Raw genomic sequence first — 25,203 nt, 5'->3', positions numbered from 1 at the left:
CGCTGCCAGCTTGAACCGGCGGCGTGCCAATCACCTCCTGTCAAATCAGAACCCGGCGCCCACGGCAAGCGCCAACCTTGCGGGGCGCGACGAAACAACGCCGCTTCAGCCGTTTTCGTGAAAGTGGTTGTAGATCTGGCGTGCGATGGCCTCGGAAATGCCGTCCACCGCCGTAAGGTCCTCGATGCCGGCGCGGCTCACCGCCTTGGCGGTGCCGAAATGGTGCAGAAGCGCGCGCTTGCGGCCGGGGCCGATGCCGCCGATCTCGTCGAGCGGGTTCTTCACCATCTCCTTTTTGCGCCGGGCACGGTGCGAACCGATGGCAAACCGGTGCGCTTCATCGCGCAGCCGCTGAATGAAATAGAGAACCGGATCGCGCACGGGCAGGCTGAACGGGTTTCTGCCTGCCATGAAAAACCGCTCGCGCCCGGCATCTCGGTCAACACCCTTGGCGACACCGATGGCCGTCACCAGGCCGGCAATCCCGAGTTCCTCCAGAACCTGCGTGACCGCAGCCAATTGGCCCTGACCGCCGTCGATGAGAAGGACATCGGGCCAGGCAGGCATCTCCGCCGCATCCGTTTCCTGCGTATCGATGTCAGGCGCATCCGCGGAGCCCGGCAGCCCGTTCTCCTTGATCAGCCGTGAGAAGCGCCGCTGCATCACTTCGCGCATCATGCCGTAGTCGTCGCCGGGCGTGATCTCGGTCGAACGGATGTTGAACTTCCGGTACTGGTTCTTCGCAAACCCCTCGGCTCCGGCAACGATCATGCCGCCTACCGCGTTGGTTCCCATGATGTGCGAGTTGTCGTAGACCTCGATACGGCGCGGCGCGCCATCCAGGCCGAATGTTTCGGCAAACCCTTCCATCAGCCGCGCCTGCGAGGAGGTCTCGGCCAGCCGCCGCCCCAGCGCCTCACGGGCGTTTTGCAGGGCGTGATCGGTCAGATCCTTCTTTTCGCCGCGCTGCGGGCAGGAGACCTGCACCTTCCTGCCCGCCCGTGTGGCGAGTGCATCGGCCAGAAGATCCTGCTCCTCGATTTCGTGCGACAGGAGCACCATGCGGGGGCAGGGCTTGTCGTCGTAGAACTGGGCAAGAAAGGCACCAAGCACTTCCTGCGCTTCAAGGCTCGGATCGGCCTTCGGAAAATAGGCCCGGTTGCCCCAGTTCTGTCCGGTCCGGAAGAAGAAGACCTGTATGCAGTTCTGCCCGCCCTCCTGATGAATGGCGAACACATCGGCCTCTTCGACACCCTGCGGGTTGATGCCCTGATGGCTTTGCACATGGCTCAGGGCAGAAAGCCGGTCGCGGTAGATCGCGGCACGCTCGAAATCCAGCGCCTCGGAGGCTTCCTGCATCGACTGGGCGATTTCGGCTTTCACCTTGCTGGAACGGCCCGAAAGAAAGGCTTTGGCCTCCGAAACCAGCTCGGCATAGTCGTCCTCGCTGATTTCGCCCGTGCAGGGCCCGGAACAGCGCTTGATCTGGAAGAGGAGGCAGGGTCGCGTGCGGCTTTCAAACACCGAATCGGTGCAGGTACGAAGGAGAAAGGCGCGCTGCAGGGAATTGATCGTGCGCCCGACGGCCCCCGCCGAGGCGAACGGGCCGAAATAATCGCCCTTCTTCGAACGTGCGCCGCGATGCTTGAAGATGCCGGGCGCCGGATGGTCGCCGGTCAGAAGGATGTAGGGAAACGACTTGTCGTCGCGCAAAAGGACATTGAAGCGTGGCCGAAGCCGCTTGATGAGGTTCGCTTCCAGAAGCAGCGCTTCGGTTTCCGTTCGCGTAACCACGAATTCCATGGACGCCGTCTCGCGCACCATGCGGCCGATACGGTTTGTATGGCCGCGGCCCTGCGCGTAATTGGTCACGCGCTTCTTGAGGCTGCGCGCCTTGCCCACATACAGGACATCGCCTTCGGCATTCATCATGCGGTAGACGCCGGGCGCGTTTGGCAGGCGCTTGACGGCCGACTGGATGACCTCAATGCCCACAACACCGTCCGTTGTCTCGCCGCTGTCCCATTCGAGCGCCAGGTTCGCCGGCTCTTTCAATGTGATTTTGGCGCTCACTCGGGCACTCCCGCCACGTCCGGCGTTTCCCATGCCAGATGCTGCCCGCCGTCGAGTGCGATCATCTGACCGGTAATCGAGCGTGTCTCCCACAGATACCGGATGGTGCGGCCGAAATCCGCCAGGTCGGGGCCGCGCTCCAGAATAAGGGCGTCCGTCTGGCGGTCGAAATCCGCCTGCTCCTGGCGCTGGTTCGGCAGGGTGGGGCCGGGGCCAATCGCGTTGACGCGTATGTTCGGCCCGAGCGCCTGCGCCATGGTTCGCGTGGCTGTCCAGAGGGCCGACTTTGAAAGCGTGTAGCTGAAGAAGCGTGGATTGAGGCGCCACACACGTTGATCGATCATGTTGACGATCAACGCTTCCTGATTGTCCTCGAGCGCTCCCACTAGGGCCTGTGCGAGCAGTGCCGGCGCTTTCACATGCAGGTCGAAGTGCGCATCCCAGCTTTCGTCGGTAAAGTCGGCAATTCCGTCATCTTCAAATACCGAGGCGTTGTTGATGAGAATGGATGGCACGCCAAGCACTCGTCGTGTGTGGCCGATCAGGTCGCGGGTGGCCGCGCCATCCTGCAGATCAGCCTGCACCACATGGGCTTCACCGCCTGTCCTGACGATCTCATCGGCCAGGTTCTCGGCAGCTTCGCGGGAACGGCTGCAGTGAATGGCAACGGCGAACCCATGCTCTGCCAGATCGCGCGCAATGGCCGCGCCGATGCGCTTCGCACCTCCGGTGATCAGTGCCGTTGCTCTCGATTGAGCCATGTCTTTCCCGTCTTGTTCAACTCAGCTGCGAATCCTGACGCCAAGCGTCATCGCATTCAACAACGTTGTTTAAGCCCAATGCCCATGACGTCCAAGCCCGCAGAGCGTTCGACCCTTCACTGCTGACAGGTGCACGATTTTTTTCCGCTACCGGGTTTTCGCGCAGGATCAAAAGACCGTGGCGATGTAACCTGCAAAGCCGGCAAGCATTGCGCTGCCCATGAGCTTGCCTGACGCGATGCGCAGGAAGCCGAGAAGTGCCAGCACACAGGCGGCGGCGAGCATCACCCACATGTCGATGGATACAATACGCGGATCCACGGCGATTGGCGTAATCAACGCCGTCAGGCCCATGATGCAGGCGATGTTGAAGATGTTCGATCCCACGATATTGCCCAGCGCAACGGTGGAATGACGCTTCAATGCAGCCGCCAGGCTCGTGGCGAGCTCGGGAAGCGAGGTGCCGATGGCAACGATCGTCAGGCCGATGACGGCATCGCTCACGCCAAAACTCTCGGCGATCCTGACGGCACCGGCCACGGTCAGCTGGGCTGCGACCGGCAGTCCGATCACGCCGGCGATCAGGTAGGCGGTGATCCGTTTGCGGTCGTGCGGGGCCTCGCCGATCTCTTCATGGAAGTCGTGGCCGGCCGGTGTCTTGCCGTTCACCGCATCACGCGCCTGCCACGCGATGAAGGCGCAGAGACCCGCGAAAAGCACTGCGCCCTCGATCCGGGTGATGATGCCACCCGTAAGCATCCACATGAAGATGACGGTCGAGACGAGCATGGCCACCAGATTGCGCCGCAGCCCTTTGCCGTCCGATACGATCGGATAGATGATCGCCGGCAGACCAAGCACCAGCAGGATGTTGGCGATGTTGGAGCCGACCACATTGCCGACCGCCAGACCAGGCGCGCCCGAAAGGGCCGCCTGGATGGAGGTGAAGAGTTCGGGCGCAGACGTTCCGAAGGCCACCACTGTCAGACCGATGATCAGCGGAGAGATGCCGAGGTTTTCCGCCAGTCCCACAGCGCCCTTGACGAATATGTCACCGGCCACCACTAGGAGGGCGACACCGGCCGCGAGTATGAGCAGGCTGAAAAGCATGAGAAACCTCGTGAGAATCGGAACAGCCGCCGGAATATAGGTGCTCGAATGCCGGCCCCCAAGGTCTCCGCCCCGGCATGTTGCTCTTTTGCAACGTCAATTTTCCGCCTTATTGGTGCCCCTGAAAGACCCATTTTTCGGGCACGTTCAGCCTCATTTCGCGCCCAGATAGGTCTCATGCGAGATCGGCCCGCTTCCTCCCAGGATGACCGGTCTCGCCAGCGTGGTGCGTTTGAACGGGCATGATGCCAAGAGGGGCGCCCACAGCTATGAAAATGCTAGTGGCTTAAGGAGTATGGACCATGAAAGCCCATAAGAACGTCATTCTTTCCGCGGCCGCAGCCGTCGGTTTTGTTGCAGCGGCCGGTGCCGCACAGGCTGCTGACGCAGTCATGGAGCAGCCGCCCGCACCGCCTGCCGCGCCGGTGATCTCCACCCCGATCAACGATTGGGAAGGTGGCTATGCCGGTATCGCGCTTGGCTATGGCTTCTCCGGTGAGACCGCAGCCAATCAGCCGGTCGCAGGCAATGACATCGGCACCGATGGCTTCGTCGGCAACGGCTTCGCCGGCTGGAACTTCCAGTCGGGCAGCTTCGTCTACGGTGTTGAAGGCGATGTCGGCTACAACGGCATGAAGGGCACCAATGCCGGTGTCGAATCCAAGCACGGCGTCGACGGCACGCTGCGCGCCCGTCTCGGCGTTGCCGCGACCGACAACATCCTGATCTACGGCACGGCCGGTGGCGCTGCGCAGCGTCTGAAGATCACGGATGCGGCCGGCTCCGACACCAACACCATGCTCGGCTGGACGGCCGGTGCCGGCGTCGATGCGAAGCTGACCGACAAGGTCTTCGGCCGCGTCGAATACCGTTACACCAAGTTCGGTGACGAAGCGTTCAACACCGGCAGTGGTGCGCAGGACGTCAGCGACAGCTCCAACAAGGTCATGTTCGGCCTTGGTATGCAGTTCTGATCGAAGCGACAGACTGAAATGGAAAAGCCGGGCCCCGTGTCCGGCTTTTTCTTTATCCGCCCCGCGCCGGTGGCATCAGAACCCGCTCGCGCCTGCAGTCCTTTCGGTCCACGGCTTCGCAGGACCGGAACTCCAGGTCCTTGGTCATGCAAATGCGCACTTCGCGCAGATAGCGATTGTCGCATGTGACGGCGATGGCGTCTTTCGGCAGGCCGGGATTGGCTTCAAGGAAGGCGTCTTCGACACGTTTCGGCGAAACCATCTCCGGCTTTGCGAGCCGGCGAAACTCGGGCGGCGTTTCCACACGCTCGCGCGCCTTGCGGGAGAGGGCGAAATAGTCCTCCTGTGCAAATCCCGTACACATGCCGTGCTTGCGCCATTGATGGCCCATCAGGCCCGCTGACGGCATGATATCGCGGAATTGCTCCACCAGCGCATTTGGCACACGTTGCGGGCGCTTGGATTGGCAATATTCCGGGTAGCTTTTCTCATATTGCGGCCAGAGCCCGTGGACCACGAAGGCATAGGGGCGCTCGCGTCCGCATTGCTGCCGGTTGGCCTCCGCGCCCTCGGCGGCGCAGTAGCTGGGCGACCAGCTTAGCGACAGCACATAGAAATCGAACTCACCCGCCGGCGCGCCGCGCTCGCCGGCAATCGCCGGGGCAGGTGATGTCACAAGACATGCCAGAAGGGCGGCGGAAAGCCGCTTTGCGATACGCATGGTCCGCGCCCCGCAATCGCGTCGTCTAGCGCAGGACGCGGCAGTGGCCGTCATAGACGTTCCAGCGGTCGAAGCCGGAAACGCAGAATTCAACATTGTTGCCGAGCCCGGCAAAGCCCTGGCCATACTCGATCAGGTACCAGATCGTGCGGTCACGCCCATCGGAGAGGCGCGCCGTGGCGCGGCAATAGCGCCGCTCGATCGGGCTGTCATAGGAGGACGGGCTGTAGCGTGTCTGGTAGGACCCGTAGAAATCGACGATGTCGACATCGGGCAGGTTCGGTACATGGGTGACCTGATAGCGGAAGCGCTTCTGAATGGTCGAATGAACGCGCGCATCCGCGCAGACATCGTCCACCGCGCCATAAACGCCGACCGGATCGGCTGCCATCGCCTGCATCGAAAGGAACGATGCGGTGAGGCCGGCTGCAAGAGCCAAAAAGCGCGCCATAGGTCTGTCTCCCGGATTGTTGCGGTGCGGTGGGTTGAAGTTTTGCGCCAGTGAGCGGTTTGGGTCAAGCATGGTCACGCTATTCTGCCGTAAGCCTTTCGAGTGCCCAGCGCCCCTTGCCCTCTTCGCCGAGAATGCCGGCAAGAACCGGAAGCAGCGTTTCCATCTCCTCGCGCAGCACGAAAGGTGGATTGACCACGATCATGCCGGTCCCGTCGAGGCGCGGTTCACTGGAGGGTGGGCGCAATTCGAGACGGATGTCGATCACATCGGCAATGCTGCTTTCGGCTAGGCGTCTGCGGAAATCCTGAACCGCGTCATGGTTCTTGATCGGGTACCAGACCGCATAGATGCCGCCCGACCAGCGCCGGTGCGCCTTTTCGAGTTTCGTGACAATCCGTCCGAATTCGTCTTCCTGCTCGAAGGGCGGGTCAATCAGCACCAGTCCACGCTTTTCTTTCGGCGGCAGATGCGCGCCCAGCGCCAGCCAGCCATCGAGTTCGATGACCCGTGTCTGGAAATCGCCGGCAAAAATTTCCTTCAGCCGCGCGGCATCCTGTGGGTGTAGTTCGATGGCTGTCAGGCGATCCTGTTTGCGCAAGAGATGGCGAACGAGGCGCGGGGAACCGGGGTAATGCTGGATGCCCGGACCGAGATTCTCTTTCTCAACCGCTTCCAGCAAGGGATTCAAAAGGTTCGATTTTTTCTCATCGAGGAAAGCCTCGACGAGACGGCCGATCCCGTCGCGCCATTCGCCGGTTTTCTGCGCTTCTTCCGAACTGAGGTCGTAAAGACCGATTCCCGCATGGGTGTCGATCACGCGGAAAGCCTTGTCCTTGCGTTTCAGATATTCAACGATGCGGGCCACGATGGCGTGCTTGACCACATCGGCGAAGTTTCCCGCATGATAGGCGTGGCGATAATTCATGTTTCCCGCTTCGGTGAGGTCTGCACCTGATTTTCTGCTCACTGGCTCTACGCGTCCGCGCGAAAAATCGCTAGTGTTCCCGCCATGAACACACACGCAAACATCCATATCGGCCATTCGGCCTGTCCACATGACTGTCCATCGACCTGTGCCCTCGATGTCGAGATAAAGGACGGCCGCATTGGCCGCGTCCATGGTGCCAAGGACAACAGCTACACCGCCGGTGTGATCTGCGCCAAGGTCGCCCGTTATGCCGAACGCATCCACCACCCTGACCGCCTGCTCAAGCCGCTGGTCCGTTCCGGCGCCAAGGGTGAGGGGCAGTGGAAGGAGGCGAGCTGGGAGGCCGCGCTCGACCGTGTGGCCGAAGCCTTCCTGAAGGCGGAGGAAAAATACGGAACCGAGACCGTCTGGCCCTATTATTATGCCGGAACCATGGGGCTGGTGCAGCGCGATTCCATAGACCGGCTGCGGCACGCCAGACGCTATTCCGGCTTTTTCGGCACAGTCTGCACCAATGCCGCCTGGACCGGCTTTGTCATGGGTGCGGGCGATCTGCGCGGGCCCGATCCACGCGAGATGGCCAAGTCCGACTGCGTGGTGATCTGGGGCACCAACGCCGTTGCGACCCAGGTCAATGTGATGACGCATGCGATCAAGGCACGCAAGGAGCGTGGCGCGAAGATCATTGTCATCGACGTCTACGACAATGCCACCATGAAACAGGCCGATCTTGGCCTCGTTCTGAAGCCGGGTACGGACGCGGCCCTTGCCTGCGCGGTCATGCATGTCCTTTTCCGCGATGGTTTGGCCGACTGGGCATTTCTCGACAAATACACGGACGACCCCAAGGGACTTGAAGCGCATCTCAAGACCCGTACGCCCGAATGGGCGTCTGCCATCACCGGCCTTTCGGTTGACGAAATCGAGGGCTTTGCCAGGCTGGTGGGCGAGACGAAGCGCACCTTCTTCCGGCTGGGCTATGGGTTCACGCGCAATCGCAACGGTGTTGTGAACATGCACGCCGCCCTCTCCATTGCCGCCGTTACCGGCTGCTGGCAATATGAGGGTGGAGGGGCGTTTCACTCCAATTCCGGCATTTTTCGCCTCGACAAGTCGCAGATCGAGGGCAGTGCGCTGCGCGATCCCTCGATCCGTTCGCTCGACCAGGCGCAGATCGGGCGCATTCTGACCAATGACGACGAAGCGCTGCATGGCGGCCCGCCCGTCACGGCACTTCTGATCCAGAACACCAATCCGGCCAACATCGCTCCGGAACAGCGGCTGGTGAAGAAGGGTTTTCTGCGCGAGGACCTTTTCACCTGCGTGCACGAGCAGTTCATGACCGACACGGCGAAGCTTGCCGATGTGGTTCTGCCGGCGACGATGTTTTTGGAACATGACGACATCTATCGAGGTGGCGGTCACCAGCACATCATTCTCGGCCCCAAACTGGTGGATGCGCCTGGTGAAGCACGCGAAAACCTGTTCGTGATCGAGGAGCTTGCGGAGCGTCTCGGCGTTGCCGACAAGGGCGGTTTTGGCCTGACGGCGCGCGAGCATGTCGAATTCATGCTGGAGAAGCGCGGGCTTGGTACGTTCGAAAGCTTCAAGGCCGATCGCTGGGCCGATGTACAGCCGGATTTCGACACCGCTCATTTCGTCGACGGTTTCGGTCATCCTGATGGCAGGTATCGGTTCCGGCCGGACTGGACGGGAACGCCTGCGCCCAACCGCCCGCCGGCCTCCATCGGCCTGCAGGGGCCGCACGCGCGCATGCCGGACTTTCCCGACCATATGGATTTTATCGAAGTGGCGGATCCGGAGCATCCCTACCGGCTGGCGACCTCGCCGGCGCGCACCTTCCTGAATTCGAGTTTTACGGAGACACCGGGCTCGGTGAAACGGGAAGGGCGGCCCGAACTGATGCTGCATCCAGACGATGCGACAGAGCTCGGGCTTCAGGCCGGCGATCGCGTGGAGATCGGCAATCAGCGTGGCGCGGTGGTTCTGCATGTGAAGCTCTTCGACGGTGTGCGACGTGGTGTGGTGATCGCAGAGGGCATCTGGCCGAACAGCGCGCATGAGCGCGGTGAGGGCATCAATGTGCTGACGGGTGCTGATTCCATCGCGCCATATGGTGGCGCGGCCTTTCACGACACGAAGGTGTGGGTGCGCGCTTTGTGAGCCCCGGGCCGTGCGCTCGCGCGTTTTGCTATTGGGGGCCGGATAGCCTGCGGCTTCCGGGATGACGGGGTGGGGTGATGTTCTCATCGTCGTCATCCCGGCCGAGCGGAGCGAGAGCCGGGACCCATTGAGAGGCGCGGCCGGTGTACGCAGAGGGTGGCGTCGGTGGTGCCGGGGTGAGAACCGGGCCGTGCTCTTGCGCATTCTGCCAATGGGTCCCGGGTCAGGCCCGGGATGACGGCTTCCTTCTCCCCGCGGGCGGGGAGAAGGTCCCGGCAGGGGGATGAGGGGCGGGCGATGCCTTGCGGTCTTCTCCACCTCTGTCGGTTTCCTTGCAGGTGATGGCGCTCGCCCCTCATCCTCACCTTCTCCCCGCTCGCGGGGAGAAGGGGGCGTTTGGTGTTGGTGTGCACTCATCAAACGGAGCATGGACGAGAACCGGGCCGTGCTCTTGCACGTTCTGCCAATGGGTCCCGGGTCAGGCCCGGGATAACGGGAGTGGGCATTTCAAGGCAGGCTCCATCGTTGCCGCGCGGGGTTGCCGCCGGGGTTTGGATCGTTCGGGAAACAGGGCGCGTTTTTCGTGCCTCTCTGTTGGGAATTGAAGTGGCGCGAAAAGCGCGCCCCGCCGGCCGCTGTCCCGTCTGCCGACCGGTCACTCGGGCGATCTGTGCCCTAGCGGCTTTTCCGCAACCGACATGATGCCGGCCGCCGGCCTTTCGCGGGCCCTCACAGGCCCCGGGTCACCGAACCCGAGGGGGAGGCTGCCGTCGCCCCTCCTGATCCCCGGCTCCGGACCCGGTTCCCGACAGGGGCGATGGCTGGGAGTGTAGCGGAAGTTCTGGGGGTGGGGAGAAAAGAGCGAATAGGGAGTAGCGAATAGCGAGTAGGGAATGTGCTTCATCCGCCTCGTCATCCTATGGCTTGACCATGGGATCCATGCCTTTGCGGTGGTGACGGGGTGCGGGTGAGAAAAATTGCGTGTCGCCTTGAAGGGCGGCGGTTTATCCCCGGCGCTACGGGATGGATCCTCGGGTCAAGCCCGAGGATGACGAAGGTGGGGGCTTCCCCCTCAATCGCGGCGTTCGCCGGGGGAGACAATCGCAATGTCGCGGCGTTCGTCATCGACGCCGGAAAAGACGGCGACGCCGTCGGACATGCGCACGCTACCCTCAGCCAGAAGGCGGAGTGCCAGCGGGTAAAGACGGTGCTCAAGCTTGAGAACCCGCTCGCCAAGCGTCTCTTCCGTGTCGTCGGTGAGGACGGGAACGGCGGCCTGGGCGATGATCGGGCCCTCGTCCATCTCCGGCGTGACGAAATGCACGGTGCATCCGTGGACGCGCACGCCAGTCGCAAGGGCGCGGGCATGCGTATCAAGCCCGCGAAAGCTGGGCAGGAGGGCAGGGTGGATGTTGATCATACGCCCTTTCCATTTCTGCACGAAATCCGGGCTTAGAAGGCGCATGTAACCAGCCAGACAGACAATTTCCGCCTTGAGCTCGGTCAGCGCCTTGTGGATCGCCGCATCATGCGCCTCGCGTCCATCATAATCGCGCGATGAAACCACTCTTGTGGGGATGCTGTGCGTGGCGGCAATCTCAAGGCCACGGGCATCGGCGCGGTTGGAGACCACACCGACGATCTCTGCTGGAAACGACGGATCGATTGCGGCGGCGATGAGGGCCGCCATGTTCGATCCGCGGCCTGAGATGAGGACCGCGACCCTTTTGCGTGTCCGGCGCGTCATAGGGCGAGAGAACCGCGATAGGTGACGCCGGCGGCCTGGCGCGGGACGATCTGGCCAAGCATGGTGACATGCTCGCCCGCCTGCTGGAGGATTGCCGCGATCTGTGCCGCCTCGTCGGCGGCAACCGCCACAACCATGCCGATGCCGCAATTGAAGGTAGAGAGCATTTCGCTCTCGGCAACACCGCCCGTCTTGGCGAGCCAGGAAAAGACCGCCGGCACATCGATTGCGTCGAGGTCGATCTCGGCGGCCAGATGATCGGGCAGCACGCGCGGCAGGTTTTCCGGAAAACCGCCACCGGTGATGTGAGCAAGCGCCTTGATGCCCCAGGCGGCCTTCAATGTGGCGAGCAGGGGTTTGACATAGATGCGGGTTGGCTCGAGCAGCGCTTCACCGAGTGTCTGGCCCGGCGCGAAGGGGGCCTTGTCGCCCCAGCCGAGGCCGGCATCGGACACGATGCGGCGCACCAGCGAAAAACCGTTGGAATGAACGCCGGAGGAGGCGAGGCCCAGAAGGACGTCACCCTCGGCAATGTCGCCCGTGGGCAGAAGACGGTCCCGCTCTGCCGCGCCCACGGCGAAGCCCGCCAGGTCGTAATCCTCGCCGTGATACATGCCCGGCATTTCCGCCGTCTCGCCACCGATCAGCGCGCATCCGGCCTGCCGGCAGCCCTCGGCAATGCCCGAAACGATGGCCGCACCCTGATCGGGATCGAGCCTGCCGGTTGCGAAATAATCGAGGAAGAAGAGCGGCTCGGCGCCCTGAACGACAAGATCGTTGACGCACATGGCGACGAGGTCGATGCCGACCGTGTCGTGCCGGTCCGCGTCGATGGCGATCTTGAGCTTGGTGCCGACGCCATCATTGGCGGCCACGAGGATCGGGTCGGTGAAGCCGGCTGCTTTCAGATCGAACAGGCCGCCGAAACCGCCGATCTCGCTGTCAGCGCCCGGTCGGCGCGTGGCGCGCACCATGGGCTTGATCTTTTCCACCATCCGGCTGCCGGCATCGATATCGACGCCCGCATCGGCATAGGTGAGGCCGTTTTTACGTTCCTGAGCCATTTCGTTCTCGCCGCCGCGTTTTTTTGGGCTTCTGACATGAAGGGGGCGCTTCCGCAAGGCGGGAGATATCAACAGGCTGGCCTATTGAAAGCGCGCCGCTCTCCCCCAATGTGTCAAAGCCTGCGATAAGTGTGTCCCGAAAATGCCTCCGACCGCAACGAAAAGGGCAGGGCAGTGGGCGGCGAGGGTGGAGATTATCCGTTGACGATACCCAACATCATCACATTGATGCGCTTCTTCCTTGTGCCGGGCGTGGTGTTCGCCCTTTTGACGGGGGAGTATGGCTGGGCGTTCGCCGGATTTCTGGCGGCGGGCATCTCCGACGGTGTGGACGGGTTCATCGCGCGCCATTTCGACCAGCGCACCGAGCTTGGCGCCTATCTCGATCCGATCGCCGACAAGCTGCTTCTGGTGAGCGTTTTCGTGGTGTTCGGCTATATGATGGAACTGCCGCTCTGGCTGGTGATCGCGGTCGTGTCGCGCGATGCGCTGATCGTGGGTGGCGTGCTTCTGGCCAATGTGATGGGGCATCCGGTGGCCATGAAGCCGCTCTTCGTCTCCAAGGCGAACACGCTGGCGCAGATATTGCTGGCGCTGCTGGTTCTGGCCGAACTCGCATTCGGATACAGTTCGGGGGCGGTGCGGATTGCGCTGATCATCGCCACCGGCCTCTTGACCGTGGCTTCCGGAGCGGCCTATCTCGTCGCCTGGATCAAGCATATGAGTGGTTATGCCGAAAGTGACGCCGAAGGACGCTGAAAACGGGGCCGGGCCGGTGATCGCCCGTCCGACGCTGGCGCGCCATATCGCCTTCTGGGGCCTGGCGGGGCTGGGGCTTGTTCTGTTTCTCTACGTCTTCAGTTCCATTCTGCTGCCCTTCCTGGCGGGCATGGTGCTGGCGTATTTCCTCGATCCCGTTGCCGACCGGCTGGAGAAGATGGGGCTTTCGCGCATCGCTGCGACCGTTGTGATCCTGATCGGCTTTATTATCGCGGTGTTGCTCGGCCTGATGATCGTGCTGCCGGTGCTGGGCACCCAGCTAGCCGACTTCGCAAGCCGTCTGCCGGACTATCTGACACGGTTGCAGGAACTTGCGAACCGGCTCGAACCGGCATGGCTCGACAGTTTCATCAATGGCGAGACCGACGCCGTGCGCGACAATCTGAGCTCGATCCTGGCGCAGGGGACGGGCTTTCTCGGCACGCTCTTCAAATCGGTCTGGAGTTCGGGCGTGGCGATCGTCAACGTGGCGAGCCTGTTTGTCGTGACGCCCGTGGTGGCGTTCTACATGCTGCTCGACTGGGATCACATGGTGGAGAAGGTGGATAGCTGGGTGCCGCGCGACCATGTGGAGACGGTGCGCCAGATCGCCCGCGACATCAATGTCGCAACGGCGGGCTTCGTGCGCGGGCAGGGCACGCTGTGTCTCATTCTCGGCATTTTTTATGCCGTCGGCCTGTCGCTGGTCGGGCTCAATTTCGGGCTGTTGATCGGGCTTTTTGCGGGGCTGATCAGCTTCATCCCCTATGTGGGCTCGCTGCTCGGCTTCGGCCTGTCGATCGGCATCGCGCTGGTGCAGTTCTGGCCCGAATGGTGGTGGGTGCTCGCGGTGGCGGCGATCTTCTTCTCCGGTCAGTTTCTGGAAGGCAACATCCTGCAGCCGAAACTGGTGGGCAAGAGCGTGGGCCTTCATCCGGTGTGGCTGATGTTTGCGCTGTTCGCCTTCGGCTATCTGTTCGGCTTTGCGGGGCTTTTGATCGCCGTTCCGGCGGCGGCGGCCGTTGCGGTTCTGGTGCGCTTCGCCATCAACCAGTATCTCGCGTCGCCGCTCTATAGCGGGCACGCGGAAACGCCGGCCAAAACGCCGAAATCCCGGGGCTGAAGCCATGCCGTCGCGCCAGCTACCGTTCGATTTGGCCCCGGGAGAAGCGCTGAGCCGCGACGATCTGGTGGTGACGCCGGCCAATGCGCGCGCAGCCGCCCTGATCGAAAACTGGCCTTCCTGGCCGGCGCCGGTGGTCATTCTTGCCGGCCCCGCCGGCAGCGGCAAGTCGCATCTCGCCGCCATCTGGCGCGAGGAAGCGGGCGCAGCCGAAATAGCCTGCGACGGGATCGAGGCGGCGGCGATCGAAGAAGCGGGGCTGCGGCCGGTCCTGATCGACAATGTCGACAGCGGGTCGATCGACGAGAACGGCCTTTTCCACCTGATCAACGCCGCGCGCGCCGGCGGCCAGCCCATGCTCCTGACCGCGCGCAGTTTTCCCGGCGCCTGGGGCGTCAGACTGCCGGATCTCCTGTCGCGCCTCAAGGCCGCGGCGACCGTGGAGATCGACGAACCCGACGACATGCTGCTCGCCGGCGTGATCACGAAACTCTTCGCCGACCGTCAGGTGGATGTGGAACCGCATGTGGTGCAGTTTCTCGTGCGCCGCATCGAGCGTTCTCTGTCGAGCGCGATCCGGGTGGTGGACGCCATCGACCGTGCCGCACTCGAGCGCAAGACGCGCATCACCCGGCCCCTGGCGGCAGAGGTGGTGACGGCACTCGAAGCGGGTGAAAACCCTGCGGAAAATTAGCCGCTGACCGGTATCGCGAATCGGCTGCGCGGCTGCGCGGTTGGTTGCCGGGAACCAATTGCGCCTGTCTCTGTTTGCTCTCCACAGGCCAGACAAGCGGCAAAGGAGTGCATGATGACGGATGAGCGCAAGGAACGGACCACAGTGGTGACTTCAGGCGGCGGTGGGGCCGGCTGGTTCATAGCCGGAGGGCTGATTGTCGCCCTGATTATCGGAGGTTTCCTGCTTTTCGGCGGTGCCCTGGGAGGAGGCGAGGGCAGCGGCATCAATATCGATGTGCCAGAGAAAGTTATCATCGAGACGCCCGAGCCAGCCCAATAATGCCTCCCGTCGCCCGCCGTCTCGGGGCGAAGCCACACTTGTTGTCGCGCTTCATGCGGAAATCATGAATTTGGGCTTGCGCGGAAAATTCTGAGACTATAGGGGTTCTCTCGCTCGGAGCGTAGCGCAGCCTGGTAGCGCATCTGGTTTGGGACCAGAGGGTCGCAGGTTCGAATCCTGCCGCTCCGACCATCTTTCCGCATGTCGCATGAACTGCGGCATGCTGCCTGTTTCGGCGTTTTTACGCCTGCTGGAAACGAGGTTTACGACGTGTCTGCGCGCATTTTCAGCCCGGCCAAGACGGCCATGCAGTCCGGCAAGGCCAAGACCGGCCTCTGGATACTGGAGTTCGATCCCGAGGTGCCGCGCAAGATCGACCCGCTTATGGGCTACACGTCTTCTTCCGACATGAAGAGCCAGGTTCGCCTGACCTTTGAAAGCAGGGAAGAGGCCGTGGCCTACGCGGAGCGGAACGGCATTCCCTTCCGTGTGGAAGAACCGCACCAGCCCAAGCGGCGCCAGGTTTCCTACGCGGACAATTTCCGCTATGACCGCAAGACCCCGTGGACGCACTGAATTCGGCGTTCACGCGTCGGTCCCGTAGCTCAGTTGGATAGAGCACCGGCCTTCTAAGCCGATGGTCGCAGGTTCGAATCCTGCCGGGATCGCCACCTTGAATTTCGGCCTTCGATTTCATTGATTTTTCTGCGCTATGCCGCGCACCGGTTTTGAGGTCAGGGAATACGGCGTTCGAAGCCTGCTCTGCCAGGTGGCTCCGGTTCGCTCAACGCGCCCCTCAGGAGATTCGGCAGGCGCAACGCGATCCGATTGCCTCGCTTCCGATTGTCTGTCAGCTATCGCGCTCGTAGCAGCAGTGATCTCTCGGGTTTGAACGAGTTCCCATCCCTGCATAGTACACCTGTACAGGTAGATTTCCCGACTTTGCTGTGATGAACCCCTTACAAGGCAGCTATCGCGAGGATGGCTGAAAGTTCTTGGAGGGTATTGTGAAGATCATTTTGGCTGTTTTGCTCTGTCTTTCTATCGCAGCCTGCAGTTCGACATCGGACGGCCCGGGGAGGAGCGTTTCCGCCTCCGGCGAGAAGGGTGCGGCTCAGTATGCGTCGCGGAAAGACGCGTGCGGACAGGCACGACAATCACAGGACGGCGCTGCCGTGATGGGGGCTCTGCTTGGTGCAGTGGGGGATTTTGCCCCCTATAGCAGCCGGAGCGGCTGGGCGGTAAATCGTGCCGCCTATGCAGGGCGCAGAATGGCAGGGGCGGCGGAATCGGCGAGCGCACGAGAGGCCAGCCGCCAATGCTGATGAAGCCAATGGGTGCCGGAGACAGCCACTCGTGACAGGTCAGCGGCCTGGATCGTCGTGCGTCCATTCGGAGGCACGGCGATCCAGGCTATTGATGGAGCAACGGAACAACCCGAAAACCGGATTTCACGTTTCGGTGCGGTGCTCTGGCATCAGTCGACATTTCTAGGAGAGACCCAGCCTGCGGTCGAGAATTCCCTGCGCTTCAGCGCTTATCGAAGCGATGATATCCGAGGCGCTCTGCTCGGTATCGACAAGGCCGACAGCCTCCCCGACGAAAGGTGCGACAATTGACGTGTCTGCGGCTTCAACGGCGGTTTGCCAGCGCTGCTCTTCTGTCGGCAGCGCTCGTCTGAGCCCGGCTTCGTCATTGGTCCAACGGTCCACGAAGGCGGTTCGCAACACCCGGCCTGAATAGCGTTCGGGCCAGTCGATGCGGCGGATTGTGTCGATCACGCGGGTTCGGACCGTATCGTCGCCTGTATGTGCGAGGGTCGTCTGGATCAGCCTCCTGTCGACCAGGGACTCTGCCGCGCCCCAGAAACGCGTCCCGACCACCACGCCGTCGGCACCAAGCGCAATCGCGGCAACGAGACCACGTCCGTCGGCAATGCCGCCGGCAGCGCAGAGAAGCGTTTCGCTGCGGCGACGGGCAATCTCATCGGCCACTTCAGGAACGAAGGCCATCGTGCCTCTGCTCTGGCCGTGCCCGCCCGCGTCGCCCCCCTGGGCCACCACCACATCAACGCCAAGGTCAATGGCATGACAGGCATCGCGAAAGGTCTGAACCTGGCAGATCACCGGTACGCCGGCTTTCCGCACCGTGGCAAGAAACGGGGCAGGATCGGCAAAGGACAGAAACAGCGCACGGGGCTGAAGCATCAGCACCGTTTCGAGCAGGTCAGGCTGATCATCCAGGGCAAAGGAGATGAAGCCGCATCCGACCGGCATATCGCCGGCAATGGCGAATTGATCTTCAATCCAGCCCCTGTCGCCATACCCGCCGCCTATCAGCCCGAGGCCGCCGGCGCGGGAGACGGCTGCAGCAAGCGCGCCTCCCGCAACGAAGGCCATCGGCGCCTGGATCAGCGGCAGCGTGAGGCCGAACCGTTCCGTAAGCCGGGTCCTCATTGCCTTGCCCTGTAGTCTTCCACGGGCAGCCCGCCGATTCCCCAGTGCTCGAGCTCCACCTCGTCGATCACGACGAAGGTTGTCGCGGGATGCTTTCCAAGTGTCTCCCGGAGCAACTCCGTAACGCCGGCAATCAGGCGGGCCTTGTCCCGGGCTGAAGGGCCGGTGCCGCCCGGACCTCCTTCCCGCGTGATCTTGATGTTCACATAGGGCATGGGGTCAGTCCTTTCGGGGAATGTAAGAGAAGGTCTTGCTTACGATGCGCCACTTGCCAGCGTGCCGGACGAGCGTCAGATAGTCCAGATAATCGCGTCCCATCATGCTCATTCTCGCGGTGATGCGGGCGATGCGATCGCCTCCGAACGTGATCTCGAGAATGGCTTCATCGCGCGGGTCCCCGCGTTTGACCGGTGGTTCGCGCCTGTCGATGCGGGCCATGTAGGCGTCGATGTCGAGGTAGAGTTCGTCTCCCTCCGTTGCGCAGACATACGCAAGACGCGGATGGAAAACGTCGCGCAGCAGCGTGCTGTCGGCCCGGTAAAGTCCCTCGAAATAGGACGCCATCAGCGCCACCACTTCGCTGTGATCGGCGGGGGTCACTGGATCAGGCCCTCCGCTTTCATGGCGCTCTGCGCGGAAGGGCGCGCGGCGACGCGCTCGATGAAGGCTTCAAGACAGGGCCAGGGGGAAAGGTCGATCTCCGTGACCTTCGCCCAACTGGCTACGGCGAAGAGATAGGCATCCGCCACCGAGAACCGGTCCGCCACCAGCCATTCGCCGCCATTGGCCAGCTGCTGTTCGACCCGGTCGAACCTGGTGGCCACGGCCGTCCTGGCGTCCGCCTTCTCGTCTACGCTTGCGCCGGTTCGGAAAAGAGGTCCGAACGCCTTGTGCAACTCTGTCGCCACCCAGTTGAGCGCCTCGTGCAGGCGGGATCGCTCAAAGGTGCCCGCCTGCGGTGCCAGTCCGGCCGTGGGGTGACGGTCGGCGATGAGCTGAAGCACGGCGGCACCTTCACTCAGGATATTCCCGTCGTTGAGGTGCAGGGCGGGCACGTAGCCATTCGGGTTGATTGCGCGATAGTCGCTGCCGGTCTCGGTGCGTCCGGCCTCGGTATCCACCCGCTCGATCTGGAAATCCGCGCCGGTCTCATAAAGGGCGATGTGGCTCGCCAGAGAGCAGGCGCCGGGTTTGTAATAAAGCTTCATTCTGGAGTCTCCGGTTGACAGGATGACTCTCTCTAGCCGCGAATTCGATCTAATGATAATATCAAGATTTAAACAGTTTGATGCATAAAATAGATCATCATGAAATACGACCAGCTTCTCGCTTTCGATGCGATCGTTGTGGCCGGCACGTTCCGCAAGGCCGCCGAGAGATTGAACAAATCCCAGAGTGCGGTGAGCCACGCGATCCGGCAGCTGGAGGACGAACTGGAATTGAGGCTCTTTTCTCGTGATGGCTACCGGCCGAAACTGACGGCGCAGGGGGAGGTGTTTTTTCGTGAAACCAGCCGCGCTCTGGCGCAGATGCAGGCGCTTGGCGAGATCGCGGCGCGGCTCAGGGCGCGCGAAGAAGCCGAACTGCGGATCGCGGTGACCGCCACCCTGCCGCTGGAGCGGCTCCTGCCGCTGCTTGAAGAAATCGGGCGACGGTTTGCCGCCACGCACCTGCGCCTCTCGACTGAAATGATGGGCGGTGCGATCGCACGGCTGATGGAAGGCAACGCCGATCTTGCCGTGGCGACGCTGGATGGCGTGCCGATGGATGCGGTGGAAACCCGGCGCATGGCTGAAGTCACCATCCGCCCCGTGGCCAGCCGGCTTCTGGCCGACCGGCTGGGGTCTGATGCAAAGTCGGCGGCGGGGCTGCAGGCCATTCCGCAAATTGTCGTTGCAGGTACCGGGGGACCGGAAGGCGACCAAAGCCGTGACCTGTTGCCAGGAGGGCGCAAATGGACGGTGTCGGACTTCGCTGCAAAGAAACAGGTTATCCTGAGCGGGCAGGGCTGGGGCGGCATGCCGGATCACTTGATCAGGGATGAGATTGCCGCAGGAACGCTGGTGCCGCTGACTGTCGAAGCGTTTCCACCGCGTCGCTCTGAACTTTTTGCCATTCGACGCCGCGATCAGGCGCTGGGGCCGGTCGCCAGGGCGATATGGGCGCGGCTCTCCGATACCGGGCCGGACCTGGCGGAAAATGCCGGGGCCGACAGTGCCGTTCGTGGCGAAACGATTTGAAACATGTTCAGGCTCCTGATCCAGCCGGAGAACGAGCCGGTGATCCCGCGGCCGACATGGTTGAGGACCGGATCGGCCAGGATTGCCGGTCCGGCTCTTCAGGGCAATTCCAGGAAATGCGGGCGCTGGCGACAGAACATGCGGAGCGCGGCGTAGCAGCCGGCCCCGCACCGATACAGCGATGCGCCAACGCAGGGATGACGTGCAGTACGGCTTTTTGTGCCGCCTGGGCATGGCTGGGAGCGTCGCACCTGAGCGGGTCGCTCGGCGGGGCGCATGCTTACGGGTCGAATGTCTGCCGGCGCAATGTCTTGGCATATCCTCTACAGGGGGATAGCATATCCAAATGGACACAAAACCCCATCTGCACGAAACCCACCCCCAGATCGTCAAGCGGCTCAAGCGCGCCGATGGGCATCTGCGCGGTGTCATTGACATGATCGAAGCCGGCAGGCCCTGCCTCGACATCGCCCAGCAGCTCCATGCCGTCGAAAAGGCCATCGCCCAGGCAAAGAAGACGCTGATTCAGGATCATCTCGATCATTGTCTGGAGGCGGTGGTCGGCCCCATGACGCGCGAGCGGCGGCAGTCGATCGATGAATTCAGGGAAATAGCGAAGTATCTTTGATGCTGGCAATCCTTAAAAACCGCACCTACCGTCATCTCTTCGCTGCCCAGATCATCGCACTGGTGGGAACCGGCCTTGCGACGGTGGCCCTCGGTCTGCTCGCCTTCGATCTGGCCGGCGAGAACGCAGGCGCCGTTCTGGGCACGGCGCTGGCGATCAAGATGATCGCCTATGTGGGCGTTGCGCCCATCGCTTCGGCGTTCGCAGAAAGGGTGCCGCGCCGCGCCATGCTGGTGGTGCTCGACCTGGTGCGCGCCGGCGTCGCGGTGTTTCTGCCCTTCGTCACGGAAATCTGGCAGGTTTATATCCTGATCTTCATGCTGCAATCGGCCTCAGCGGCCTTCACGCCCACCTTCCAGGCCACGATTCCAGATATCCTTCCGGATGAGAAAGCGTATACGCGCGCGCTTTCCCTTTCGCGTCTCGCCTATGATCTGGAAAGTGTGGTGAGCCCGATGCTGGCGGCGGCGCTGCTCTCCTTCATCACCTTTCACAGCCTGTTCGCCGGAACTGTGATAGGGTTTCTCGCCTCGGCCGCGCTTGTCGTGTCGGTGGCGCTGCCGAGCCCGAAGCCTGCCCGGCCGCGCGGCATCTACGACCGCACGACGCGCGGCATCCGTATTTATCTGGCAACGCCGCGCCTGCGCGGGCTTCTCGCGGTCAACCTTGCCGTCGCCTCGGCAGGTGCACTGGTGATCGTCAACACGGTGGTCTATGTGCAGGCCGCCTTCGGCCTCGACAACCAGGCGACGGCGCTGGCGCTTGCGGCATTCGGCGGCGGTTCGATGGCGGCGGCGCTGGCGCTGCCGCGGCTTCTGGACACCGTGCCGGACCGCACTGCAATGCTGACAGGGGCTTCGCTCCTGGCCGCCGGCACAGTCTTGGCTGCGGTGCTGCCCGGCTATGGCTGGATGCTCCCGCTGTGGTTTGTGCTTGGCATCGGGTACTCGACCGCGCAGACGCCTTCGGGCAGGCTTCTCAGGCGTTCGGCCAATCCAGAGGACCGCCCGGCGCTGTTCGCGGCACAGTTCGCGCTCTCGCATGCCTGCTGGCTGATCGCCTATCCGCTTGCCGGCTGGGCGGGTGCAGCGCTTGGCCTGCCGTTCACCGCGGTCATCCTTGCCGCCGTGGCCGCCATCGCCATCGGCATCGCCCTGGCGATCTGGCCGGCCGACGACCCGGTGGTCATCGAGCACACCCATGACGACCTTCCAGAAGATCATCCCCATCTTGCCGACGCCGGGCACGGCCACCGCCATGCCCATGCCTATGTCATCGACGACATGCATGTCACATGGCCGCGTGAGCGCTGACGAAGCGTCGGGAAAGCGTGTGCAGCATCCCCCGCTATCGCCGAAAGCTGCACGGAATGGAAGTCGCCCTCGTCCTTTCTACCTATGCGCAGCTCGCGGCCACCAGTGCCCGCGCCATGTGCTGCAATAGGGGGATCGCTTCCCGGCCATCGAGCATTCCGGAGCTGACGAAAGCGCCGTTGATGAGCACGGCGAGCTGTCCGCCGAGCTCTTCCGGCTTTCCTGCTCCAAGGCGTTCGGCGAGGACAGTCAGGCGGCGGCGCATTTCCGCCTTGTGATCGTGCGCGACCTTGCGTGCCGGATGATCGGCTTGCGGAAACTCGGCGGCGACATTGATCTGCGGGCAGCCGCGGTAATTCGGCCGACCGGCGCGTTCGCCGATCCAGGCAAGATGCGCATCCAGTTCAGCGGCCGGATCTGCAGCGTTTTCGTGCGCCACCGCGTCCCAGGTGCTCCAGAAGTCTTCGTCTTCGCGTCTGAGGAAGGCGGCGATCAGATCATCCTTGGTGCGGAAATGCCGGTAGAGGCTGGTCTTGGCGACCCCGGCTTCCGCCACAACGAGATCGACCCCGACCGCGTGGACACCGCGCGCATAAAAAAGCTTCGAGGCTGTTTCCAGCACCCGTTCACGGACATCCGTGCCGTTTACTGCTATCGTTTCGGGTACGCTGCTGCCTGTTTTCGCCATTCGGGCACCTCCATCGAGAGGACCCTAACACAATCGCGCTTGACGCGCTACAGACCTGTACGTACTGTGTCGATACAAACAGGTCTGTAGCGTGGAGCGGGAAAATGATCAGGCAAGTGGAAACCGTTGAGGAAAATACGGTGAAGGGCGGTCAGGCGAAGGCGGTGGCCGTTTTCGGGGCGGGCGGTCATACGGGCCGTTTCGTGATGGCGGAGCTGACGCGGCGGGGCATCGCGCCAATGGCCGTCGTGCGAAGTGCCGCGACGCTCCAGCAGGAAGGCGTCTTCGGTCCAGAGGTCGATATACGTGAAGCCGGCATCGACGACGACGCCTCGCTCGACCGCGCCTTTGCCGGCGTGGACGCGGTGATCAACTGCGCGGGTCCTTTCCTGGATACGGCAGGGCCTGTCGCGGCAGCGGCCATTCGTGCGGGTGCGCATTATCTGGATGTGACCGCGGAGCAGCCGAGCGCAATGGCGACTTTTGAGACCTTCGACGAAGCGGCGCGCAATGCGGGTGTGCTCATTCTTCCCGCAATGGGGTTCTATGGCGGTTTTGGCGATCTGCTGGTGACCGCTGCCGCCGGAGGCTGGACGGATGTGGACGACATTCGCATCGCCATCGCCCTCGACACCTGGCATCCGACCAAAGGCACGCGGATCACGGGCGAGCGCAACACGGCGCAGCGGCTGGTCGTTTCAAACGGCAGCCTGGTGCCGCTCGTACCCGCCGCAGACGATCTCGAAATGGACTTTCCTGAGCCGTTCGGCCGACAGAACGTCGTCGCGCTGCCCTTTTCCGAAATTCCCGTCATTACCCGCCATCTACGGCCGCGCGAGTTGCATTCCTTTCTGAACCGGACTGCGCTGCGCGATGTCCGTGACGCCGCGACCCCGGCCCCGAAGGCCACCGACGAAACCGGCCGTTCACCGCAGCAATTCACCATAGACGCTGCTATCCGAAAGGGCGGCGAAACGCGCCGGATTGCGGCACGGGGCCGCGATATCTACGCCTTTTCCGCACCGTTGATCTGCGAAGCCGTCGAGCGTCTGCTGGACGGAAGAAGCCGCGGCAGCGGCGCCCGGGCTCCGGGCGCAGTGTTTGAGGCAGGCGACTTTCTTGACGCATTGAGCGCGCAGGTTCCCGACTTCGAACTGATCCGAAAATGATGGCGCGGAATGCATCCGGCACTGGAAATGCTGCAGGAGGAGAATGCGACATGAGCAGCAAAGAAACAGCCGTGCGTTTTGCCAGATTGCACGTTAGAGGATCGCCGCTGCTGCTCTGCGACGCAGCCGATGTCGGCAGCTTTAAGGCGATGGCTTTGGCAGGCGCGCGCCATCGCACCATCGACGACCCGCACGAATATCTTGCGGTCAGGTGGAACCACCTGACATCCGCGTAATTGCGGAAAACGGACGGACAGAGTGGAGCGGCGTTTCCGTCCGCTCACGCTTTTGCGCGCAGTCCACTGCATTCGGGAATCGCTTGCACCGGTCATCTCGAAGGCTGATGCGCTCGATCTATGCGCTACGGCGATCGGGAGAATTCCCAAACGCCTCCAGCAGTTCTGCAAGTCCGATTTCATACTCGTTGAGCATGATTTCATGTGAGCGCCGGCGCCTTTCGTTTCCGTCCTGGCTCGCCACGGCGAGAGCTGCACCATGCGTGTAGTCGACCAGTATGTGCGTCCAGCGAACGGCGTTGTTGCGCTCACTCAACAAGCGGGTCAGCTCGTTGGTGATCCTCAAGGCATGATCGGGGAAAATCGCTGGCCGCGCAAATATGGCCAAGGTCAAATCTGGATAGAGAACAACTTTCGAGTAGTAAGCTGTGAGGAGACTGTGGACTCGCGCAAGCGCTTCGCCCGTTTCAGGCGCCGCGACGTCCGCATATACAAGTTCAGCAAGCGCCTTGATAAGTCCATCTCGATCCTTGAAGTGGTGATAGATTGTCATGGGATTAATGCCCACACGTGTTGCCAATGCGCGCATGCTCAGGCCGTCGAGACCGTCGGCATCGAGTATGCCCAAAGCCTCGGAAAGAATGCTCTCCGGCGAAACCGGCATTCCGCCCGCTGGTGGCCGACCTCGCCCCCTTGCCGTCATTTTATGACTTCGTATTGAGACTGGACCAATCCAGAAGGAAAGGACCTTGTGCCCTTATGCGCAAGGGCCACATCGCGACGACCGCCGCCAAAAAGAGGGCGCCCAGTACCGAGCAGGATCGGCACTCTCGTGATCACCATGTCACTGATCATGTTGCGTTCGAGGAACGATTGAATGATACGCCCGCCATCCACATAGGCGCGTCGAGCGCCCTCGGACGTCAGCATCGCCATCGCGCTTCCGGGAGACTTGTCCGAAAAGCGAACCTTTCCGCGGAGCTCGTTTGGCACCTCTTCTCGCGCAAGCCGTTCCGACAGAACCAGTACCGGCCGGGTATAAAACCACGCGCCCATGCTCCGGACCGCTTCGTAGGTGCCCCGCCCCATCACAATGACGTCGATATCCCGAATGAAGTCATCGTACCCATAATCCTCCCCCGCTTGATCGTGCTCGAGTAACCAATCGATATCCCCGTTTTCACGGGCAATAAAGCCATCGAGGCTCGTGGCGATGAATACGTGTCCGGTGATCATTTAAGCCTCCAAATTATACATCGTATAAATAATGGATGATTAAAGTAAGTCAACGCACTTCCAGGTCCGCTCCCGCCGTTTCTGCGCTTCTTATACAGGCGCTGTCTCCCGTTCCTCGCGCGGGCGTAGGTTCGGTGGCTATGGTGTACTGCGGAGGGTAATCGGCGGTATCTGGCGCGCCGCACCGGGTGATGATGAGAACTATGTCTACGCTATAGCCCTCCATTATGGCCTGCTGCCGGTTTTTCGGACACGAGGTTAAGCTAACATAGCTCGCTCCTCGAACTCCACGGGGCTCAGATAGCCCAGTGTCGAGTGCCTGCG

The 25,203-nt window shown here is 62.4% G+C and carries 27 protein-coding genes and 2 tRNA genes; 14 read left to right on the top strand and 15 right to left on the bottom strand.

What is annotated here, in order from left to right; translation table 11 throughout:
• Window positions 1-105: 105 nt before the first annotated feature.
• From uvrC to AC07E3_RS18315, 3 genes are all read right to left on the bottom strand, one after another.
• Complete coding sequence (gene uvrC, locus AC07E3_RS18325) at window positions 106-2,055, bottom strand: excinuclease ABC subunit UvrC (protein WP_478363917.1); 1,950 nt, start codon at window positions 2,053-2,055, stop codon at window positions 106-108.
• Window positions 2,056-2,069: 14 nt separating this feature from the next.
• Window positions 2,070-2,834, bottom strand: coding sequence for an SDR family oxidoreductase (locus AC07E3_RS18320; protein ID WP_478363876.1), 765 nt, complete (start codon window positions 2,832-2,834; stop codon window positions 2,070-2,072).
• Window positions 2,835-3,002: 168 nt separating this feature from the next.
• Window positions 3,003-3,944, bottom strand: coding sequence for a calcium/sodium antiporter (locus AC07E3_RS18315; RefSeq protein ID WP_478363874.1), 942 nt, complete (start codon window positions 3,942-3,944; stop codon window positions 3,003-3,005).
• 302 nt (window positions 3,945-4,246) lie between these two features.
• On the opposite strand from AC07E3_RS18315, the gene AC07E3_RS18310 reads away from it, so the two are divergent.
• On the top strand, window positions 4,247-4,918 hold the full coding sequence (locus AC07E3_RS18310) for an outer membrane protein (RefSeq protein WP_336065523.1): 672 nt from the start codon (window positions 4,247-4,249) through the stop codon (window positions 4,916-4,918).
• A gap of 52 nt (window positions 4,919-4,970) precedes the next feature.
• Here AC07E3_RS18310 and AC07E3_RS18305 read toward each other — a convergent pair whose 3' ends face one another.
• The 3 genes from AC07E3_RS18305 to AC07E3_RS18295 form a co-directional block, all read right to left on the bottom strand.
• Complete coding sequence (locus AC07E3_RS18305; RefSeq protein WP_478363872.1) at window positions 4,971-5,639, bottom strand: ribonuclease T2 family protein; 669 nt, start codon at window positions 5,637-5,639, stop codon at window positions 4,971-4,973.
• 25 nt (window positions 5,640-5,664) lie between these two features.
• On the bottom strand, window positions 5,665-6,090 hold the full coding sequence (locus AC07E3_RS18300; protein ID WP_007010312.1) for a hypothetical protein: 426 nt from the start codon (window positions 6,088-6,090) through the stop codon (window positions 5,665-5,667).
• Between the two features lie 79 nt (window positions 6,091-6,169).
• Window positions 6,170-7,018, bottom strand: coding sequence for a 23S rRNA (adenine(2030)-N(6))-methyltransferase RlmJ (locus AC07E3_RS18295; RefSeq protein ID WP_478363915.1), 849 nt, complete (start codon window positions 7,016-7,018; stop codon window positions 6,170-6,172).
• An 84-nt stretch (window positions 7,019-7,102) separates the two neighbouring features.
• On the opposite strand from AC07E3_RS18295, the gene AC07E3_RS18290 reads away from it, so the two are divergent.
• The gene (locus AC07E3_RS18290) at window positions 7,103-9,205 is read left to right on the top strand and encodes a molybdopterin-containing oxidoreductase family protein (protein ID WP_478363870.1); all 2,103 of its coding nucleotides are present in this window, start codon (window positions 7,103-7,105) and stop codon (window positions 9,203-9,205) included.
• 1,072 nt (window positions 9,206-10,277) lie between these two features.
• Here AC07E3_RS18290 and purN read toward each other — a convergent pair.
• The gene (gene purN / locus AC07E3_RS18285) at window positions 10,278-10,952 is read right to left on the bottom strand and encodes a phosphoribosylglycinamide formyltransferase (RefSeq protein ID WP_025031518.1); all 675 of its coding nucleotides are present in this window, start codon (window positions 10,950-10,952) and stop codon (window positions 10,278-10,280) included.
• Window positions 10,949-12,016 (bottom strand): phosphoribosylformylglycinamidine cyclo-ligase, encoded by a 1,068-nt coding sequence (gene purM / locus AC07E3_RS18280; RefSeq protein WP_478363868.1) that lies wholly within the window; start codon window positions 12,014-12,016, stop codon window positions 10,949-10,951. Before purM ends, purN begins: the two co-directional genes overlap by 4 nt.
• Window positions 12,017-12,217: 201 nt before the next feature.
• Here purM and AC07E3_RS18275 point away from each other — a divergent pair, with 201 nt between their 5' ends.
• From AC07E3_RS18275 to AC07E3_RS18245, 7 genes are all read left to right on the top strand, one after another.
• Window positions 12,218-12,775 carry a CDP-alcohol phosphatidyltransferase family protein gene (locus AC07E3_RS18275; RefSeq protein WP_065818646.1) on the top strand — a complete coding sequence of 186 codons (558 nt, stop codon included), beginning with the start codon at window positions 12,218-12,220 and terminating at the stop codon, window positions 12,773-12,775.
• Window positions 12,747-13,898, top strand: coding sequence for an AI-2E family transporter (locus tag AC07E3_RS18270; RefSeq protein WP_336065507.1), 1,152 nt, complete (start codon window positions 12,747-12,749; stop codon window positions 13,896-13,898). Before AC07E3_RS18275 ends, AC07E3_RS18270 begins: the two co-directional genes overlap by 29 nt.
• 4 nt (window positions 13,899-13,902) lie before the next feature.
• Window positions 13,903-14,592: a DnaA regulatory inactivator HdaA gene (hdaA, locus tag AC07E3_RS18265; protein WP_478363866.1), complete on the top strand. Its 690-nt coding sequence runs from the start codon at window positions 13,903-13,905 to the stop codon at window positions 14,590-14,592.
• 111 nt (window positions 14,593-14,703) lie between these two features.
• Window positions 14,704-14,913, top strand: a complete 210-nt coding sequence (locus AC07E3_RS18260) for a hypothetical protein (RefSeq protein ID WP_349366738.1) — start codon at window positions 14,704-14,706, stop codon at window positions 14,911-14,913.
• Between the two features lie 115 nt (window positions 14,914-15,028).
• Window positions 15,029-15,105: transfer RNA gene (locus AC07E3_RS18255), tRNA-Pro, on the top strand.
• A 78-nt stretch (window positions 15,106-15,183) separates the two neighbouring features.
• Window positions 15,184-15,489, top strand: coding sequence for an ETC complex I subunit (locus AC07E3_RS18250; protein ID WP_007010323.1), 306 nt, complete (start codon window positions 15,184-15,186; stop codon window positions 15,487-15,489).
• An 18-nt stretch (window positions 15,490-15,507) separates the two neighbouring features.
• Window positions 15,508-15,584, top strand: a tRNA-Arg gene (locus tag AC07E3_RS18245).
• Window positions 15,585-16,403: 819 nt separating this feature from the next.
• On the opposite strand, the gene AC07E3_RS18240 is transcribed toward AC07E3_RS18245, so the two are convergent.
• The 4 genes from AC07E3_RS18240 to gstA are packed head-to-tail and all read right to left on the bottom strand — an operon-like array spanning window position 16,404 to window position 18,577.
• Complete coding sequence (locus AC07E3_RS18240) at window positions 16,404-17,369, bottom strand: NAD(P)H-dependent flavin oxidoreductase (RefSeq protein WP_223004383.1); 966 nt, start codon at window positions 17,367-17,369, stop codon at window positions 16,404-16,406.
• Window positions 17,366-17,584: a tautomerase family protein gene (locus tag AC07E3_RS18235; protein ID WP_065817749.1), complete on the bottom strand. Its 219-nt coding sequence runs from the start codon at window positions 17,582-17,584 to the stop codon at window positions 17,366-17,368. Before AC07E3_RS18235 ends, AC07E3_RS18240 begins: the two co-directional genes overlap by 4 nt.
• A 4-nt stretch (window positions 17,585-17,588) precedes the next feature.
• On the bottom strand, window positions 17,589-17,969 hold the full coding sequence (locus AC07E3_RS18230) for a nuclear transport factor 2 family protein (protein WP_478363864.1): 381 nt from the start codon (window positions 17,967-17,969) through the stop codon (window positions 17,589-17,591).
• Window positions 17,966-18,577: a glutathione transferase GstA gene (gene gstA / locus AC07E3_RS18225; protein WP_478363862.1), complete on the bottom strand. Its 612-nt coding sequence runs from the start codon at window positions 18,575-18,577 to the stop codon at window positions 17,966-17,968. The genes AC07E3_RS18230 and gstA overlap by 4 nt, the downstream gene beginning before the upstream one ends.
• Window positions 18,578-18,676: 99 nt before the next feature.
• Between gstA and AC07E3_RS18220 the strand changes: the two genes are divergently transcribed.
• From AC07E3_RS18220 to AC07E3_RS18210, 3 genes are all read left to right on the top strand, one after another.
• Window positions 18,677-19,609, top strand: a complete 933-nt coding sequence (locus AC07E3_RS18220; protein ID WP_478363860.1) for a LysR family transcriptional regulator — start codon at window positions 18,677-18,679, stop codon at window positions 19,607-19,609.
• A gap of 346 nt (window positions 19,610-19,955) precedes the next feature.
• A complete protein-coding gene (locus AC07E3_RS18215; RefSeq protein WP_223004379.1) occupies window positions 19,956-20,237 on the top strand; it encodes a metal-sensing transcriptional repressor in 282 nt (93 codons plus the stop codon).
• Window positions 20,237-21,550 carry an MFS transporter gene (locus AC07E3_RS18210; RefSeq protein ID WP_478363858.1) on the top strand — a complete coding sequence of 438 codons (1,314 nt, stop codon included), beginning with the start codon at window positions 20,237-20,239 and terminating at the stop codon, window positions 21,548-21,550. Before AC07E3_RS18215 ends, AC07E3_RS18210 begins: the two co-directional genes overlap by 1 nt.
• An 82-nt stretch (window positions 21,551-21,632) precedes the next feature.
• Here the strand turns inward: AC07E3_RS18210 and AC07E3_RS18205 are convergent, their stop codons facing one another.
• On the bottom strand, window positions 21,633-22,238 hold the full coding sequence (locus AC07E3_RS18205; protein WP_478363856.1) for a TetR/AcrR family transcriptional regulator: 606 nt from the start codon (window positions 22,236-22,238) through the stop codon (window positions 21,633-21,635).
• 104 nt (window positions 22,239-22,342) lie between these two features.
• Here AC07E3_RS18205 and AC07E3_RS18200 point away from each other — a divergent pair, with 104 nt between their 5' ends.
• Both AC07E3_RS18200 and AC07E3_RS18195 read left to right on the top strand, forming a co-directional pair.
• Window positions 22,343-23,407 (top strand): saccharopine dehydrogenase family protein, encoded by a 1,065-nt coding sequence (locus AC07E3_RS18200; protein ID WP_478363854.1) that lies wholly within the window; start codon window positions 22,343-22,345, stop codon window positions 23,405-23,407.
• A 50-nt stretch (window positions 23,408-23,457) separates the two neighbouring features.
• Window positions 23,458-23,643, top strand: coding sequence for a hypothetical protein (locus tag AC07E3_RS18195; RefSeq protein ID WP_459439479.1), 186 nt, complete (start codon window positions 23,458-23,460; stop codon window positions 23,641-23,643).
• A gap of 118 nt (window positions 23,644-23,761) precedes the next feature.
• Here AC07E3_RS18195 and AC07E3_RS18190 read toward each other — a convergent pair whose 3' ends face one another.
• Together AC07E3_RS18190 and AC07E3_RS18185 are read right to left on the bottom strand one after the other, a co-directional pair.
• Window positions 23,762-24,307, bottom strand: a complete 546-nt coding sequence (locus tag AC07E3_RS18190; RefSeq protein WP_478363852.1) for a TetR/AcrR family transcriptional regulator — start codon at window positions 24,305-24,307, stop codon at window positions 23,762-23,764.
• Between the two features lie 35 nt (window positions 24,308-24,342).
• Window positions 24,343-24,879 carry a dihydrofolate reductase family protein gene (locus tag AC07E3_RS18185; RefSeq protein ID WP_065817739.1) on the bottom strand — a complete coding sequence of 179 codons (537 nt, stop codon included), beginning with the start codon at window positions 24,877-24,879 and terminating at the stop codon, window positions 24,343-24,345.
• Between the last annotated feature and the right edge of the window lie 324 nt (window positions 24,880-25,203).

This window comes from Nitratireductor lacus (assembly GCF_056431025.1).
The sequence above is the reverse complement of the archived record's forward strand: the minus strand, read 5'-3'. Positions and strand labels throughout refer to the sequence as shown.

Excerpts from the sequence above, each read along its gene's own strand:
- AC07E3_RS18320 (WP_478363876.1), bottom strand. The coding sequence starts at position 2,834 with ATGGCTCAATCGAGAGCAACGGCACTGATCACCGGAGGTGCGAAGCGC.
- AC07E3_RS18315 (WP_478363874.1), bottom strand. The coding sequence starts at position 3,944 with ATGCTTTTCAGCCTGCTCATACTCGCGGCCGGTGTCGCCCTCCTAGTG.
- AC07E3_RS18310 (WP_336065523.1), top strand. The coding sequence starts at position 4,247 with ATGAAAGCCCATAAGAACGTCATTCTTTCCGCGGCCGCAGCCGTCGGT.
- AC07E3_RS18305 (WP_478363872.1), bottom strand. The coding sequence starts at position 5,639 with ATGCGTATCGCAAAGCGGCTTTCCGCCGCCCTTCTGGCATGTCTTGTG.
- AC07E3_RS18300 (WP_007010312.1), bottom strand. The coding sequence starts at position 6,090 with ATGGCGCGCTTTTTGGCTCTTGCAGCCGGCCTCACCGCATCGTTCCTT.
- AC07E3_RS18295 (WP_478363915.1), bottom strand. The coding sequence starts at position 7,018 with ATGAATTATCGCCACGCCTATCATGCGGGAAACTTCGCCGATGTGGTC.
- AC07E3_RS18290 (WP_478363870.1), top strand. The coding sequence starts at position 7,103 with ATGAACACACACGCAAACATCCATATCGGCCATTCGGCCTGTCCACAT.
- purN (WP_025031518.1), bottom strand. The coding sequence starts at position 10,952 with ATGACGCGCCGGACACGCAAAAGGGTCGCGGTCCTCATCTCAGGCCGC.
- purM (WP_478363868.1), bottom strand. The coding sequence starts at position 12,016 with ATGGCTCAGGAACGTAAAAACGGCCTCACCTATGCCGATGCGGGCGTC.
- AC07E3_RS18270 (WP_336065507.1), top strand. The coding sequence starts at position 12,747 with ATGCCGAAAGTGACGCCGAAGGACGCTGAAAACGGGGCCGGGCCGGTG.
- hdaA (WP_478363866.1), top strand. The coding sequence starts at position 13,903 with ATGCCGTCGCGCCAGCTACCGTTCGATTTGGCCCCGGGAGAAGCGCTG.
- AC07E3_RS18260 (WP_349366738.1), top strand. The coding sequence starts at position 14,704 with ATGATGACGGATGAGCGCAAGGAACGGACCACAGTGGTGACTTCAGGC.
- AC07E3_RS18240 (WP_223004383.1), bottom strand. The coding sequence starts at position 17,369 with ATGAGGACCCGGCTTACGGAACGGTTCGGCCTCACGCTGCCGCTGATC.
- AC07E3_RS18235 (WP_065817749.1), bottom strand. The coding sequence starts at position 17,584 with ATGCCCTATGTGAACATCAAGATCACGCGGGAAGGAGGTCCGGGCGGC.
- gstA (WP_478363862.1), bottom strand. The coding sequence starts at position 18,577 with ATGAAGCTTTATTACAAACCCGGCGCCTGCTCTCTGGCGAGCCACATC.
- AC07E3_RS18220 (WP_478363860.1), top strand. The coding sequence starts at position 18,677 with ATGAAATACGACCAGCTTCTCGCTTTCGATGCGATCGTTGTGGCCGGC.
- AC07E3_RS18215 (WP_223004379.1), top strand. The coding sequence starts at position 19,956 with ATGGACACAAAACCCCATCTGCACGAAACCCACCCCCAGATCGTCAAG.
- AC07E3_RS18210 (WP_478363858.1), top strand. The coding sequence starts at position 20,237 with ATGCTGGCAATCCTTAAAAACCGCACCTACCGTCATCTCTTCGCTGCC.
- AC07E3_RS18205 (WP_478363856.1), bottom strand. The coding sequence starts at position 22,238 with ATGGCGAAAACAGGCAGCAGCGTACCCGAAACGATAGCAGTAAACGGC.
- AC07E3_RS18200 (WP_478363854.1), top strand. The coding sequence starts at position 22,343 with ATGATCAGGCAAGTGGAAACCGTTGAGGAAAATACGGTGAAGGGCGGT.
- AC07E3_RS18195 (WP_459439479.1), top strand. The coding sequence starts at position 23,458 with ATGAGCAGCAAAGAAACAGCCGTGCGTTTTGCCAGATTGCACGTTAGA.
- AC07E3_RS18190 (WP_478363852.1), bottom strand. The coding sequence starts at position 24,307 with ATGCCGGTTTCGCCGGAGAGCATTCTTTCCGAGGCTTTGGGCATACTC.
- AC07E3_RS18185 (WP_065817739.1), bottom strand. The coding sequence starts at position 24,879 with ATGATCACCGGACACGTATTCATCGCCACGAGCCTCGATGGCTTTATT.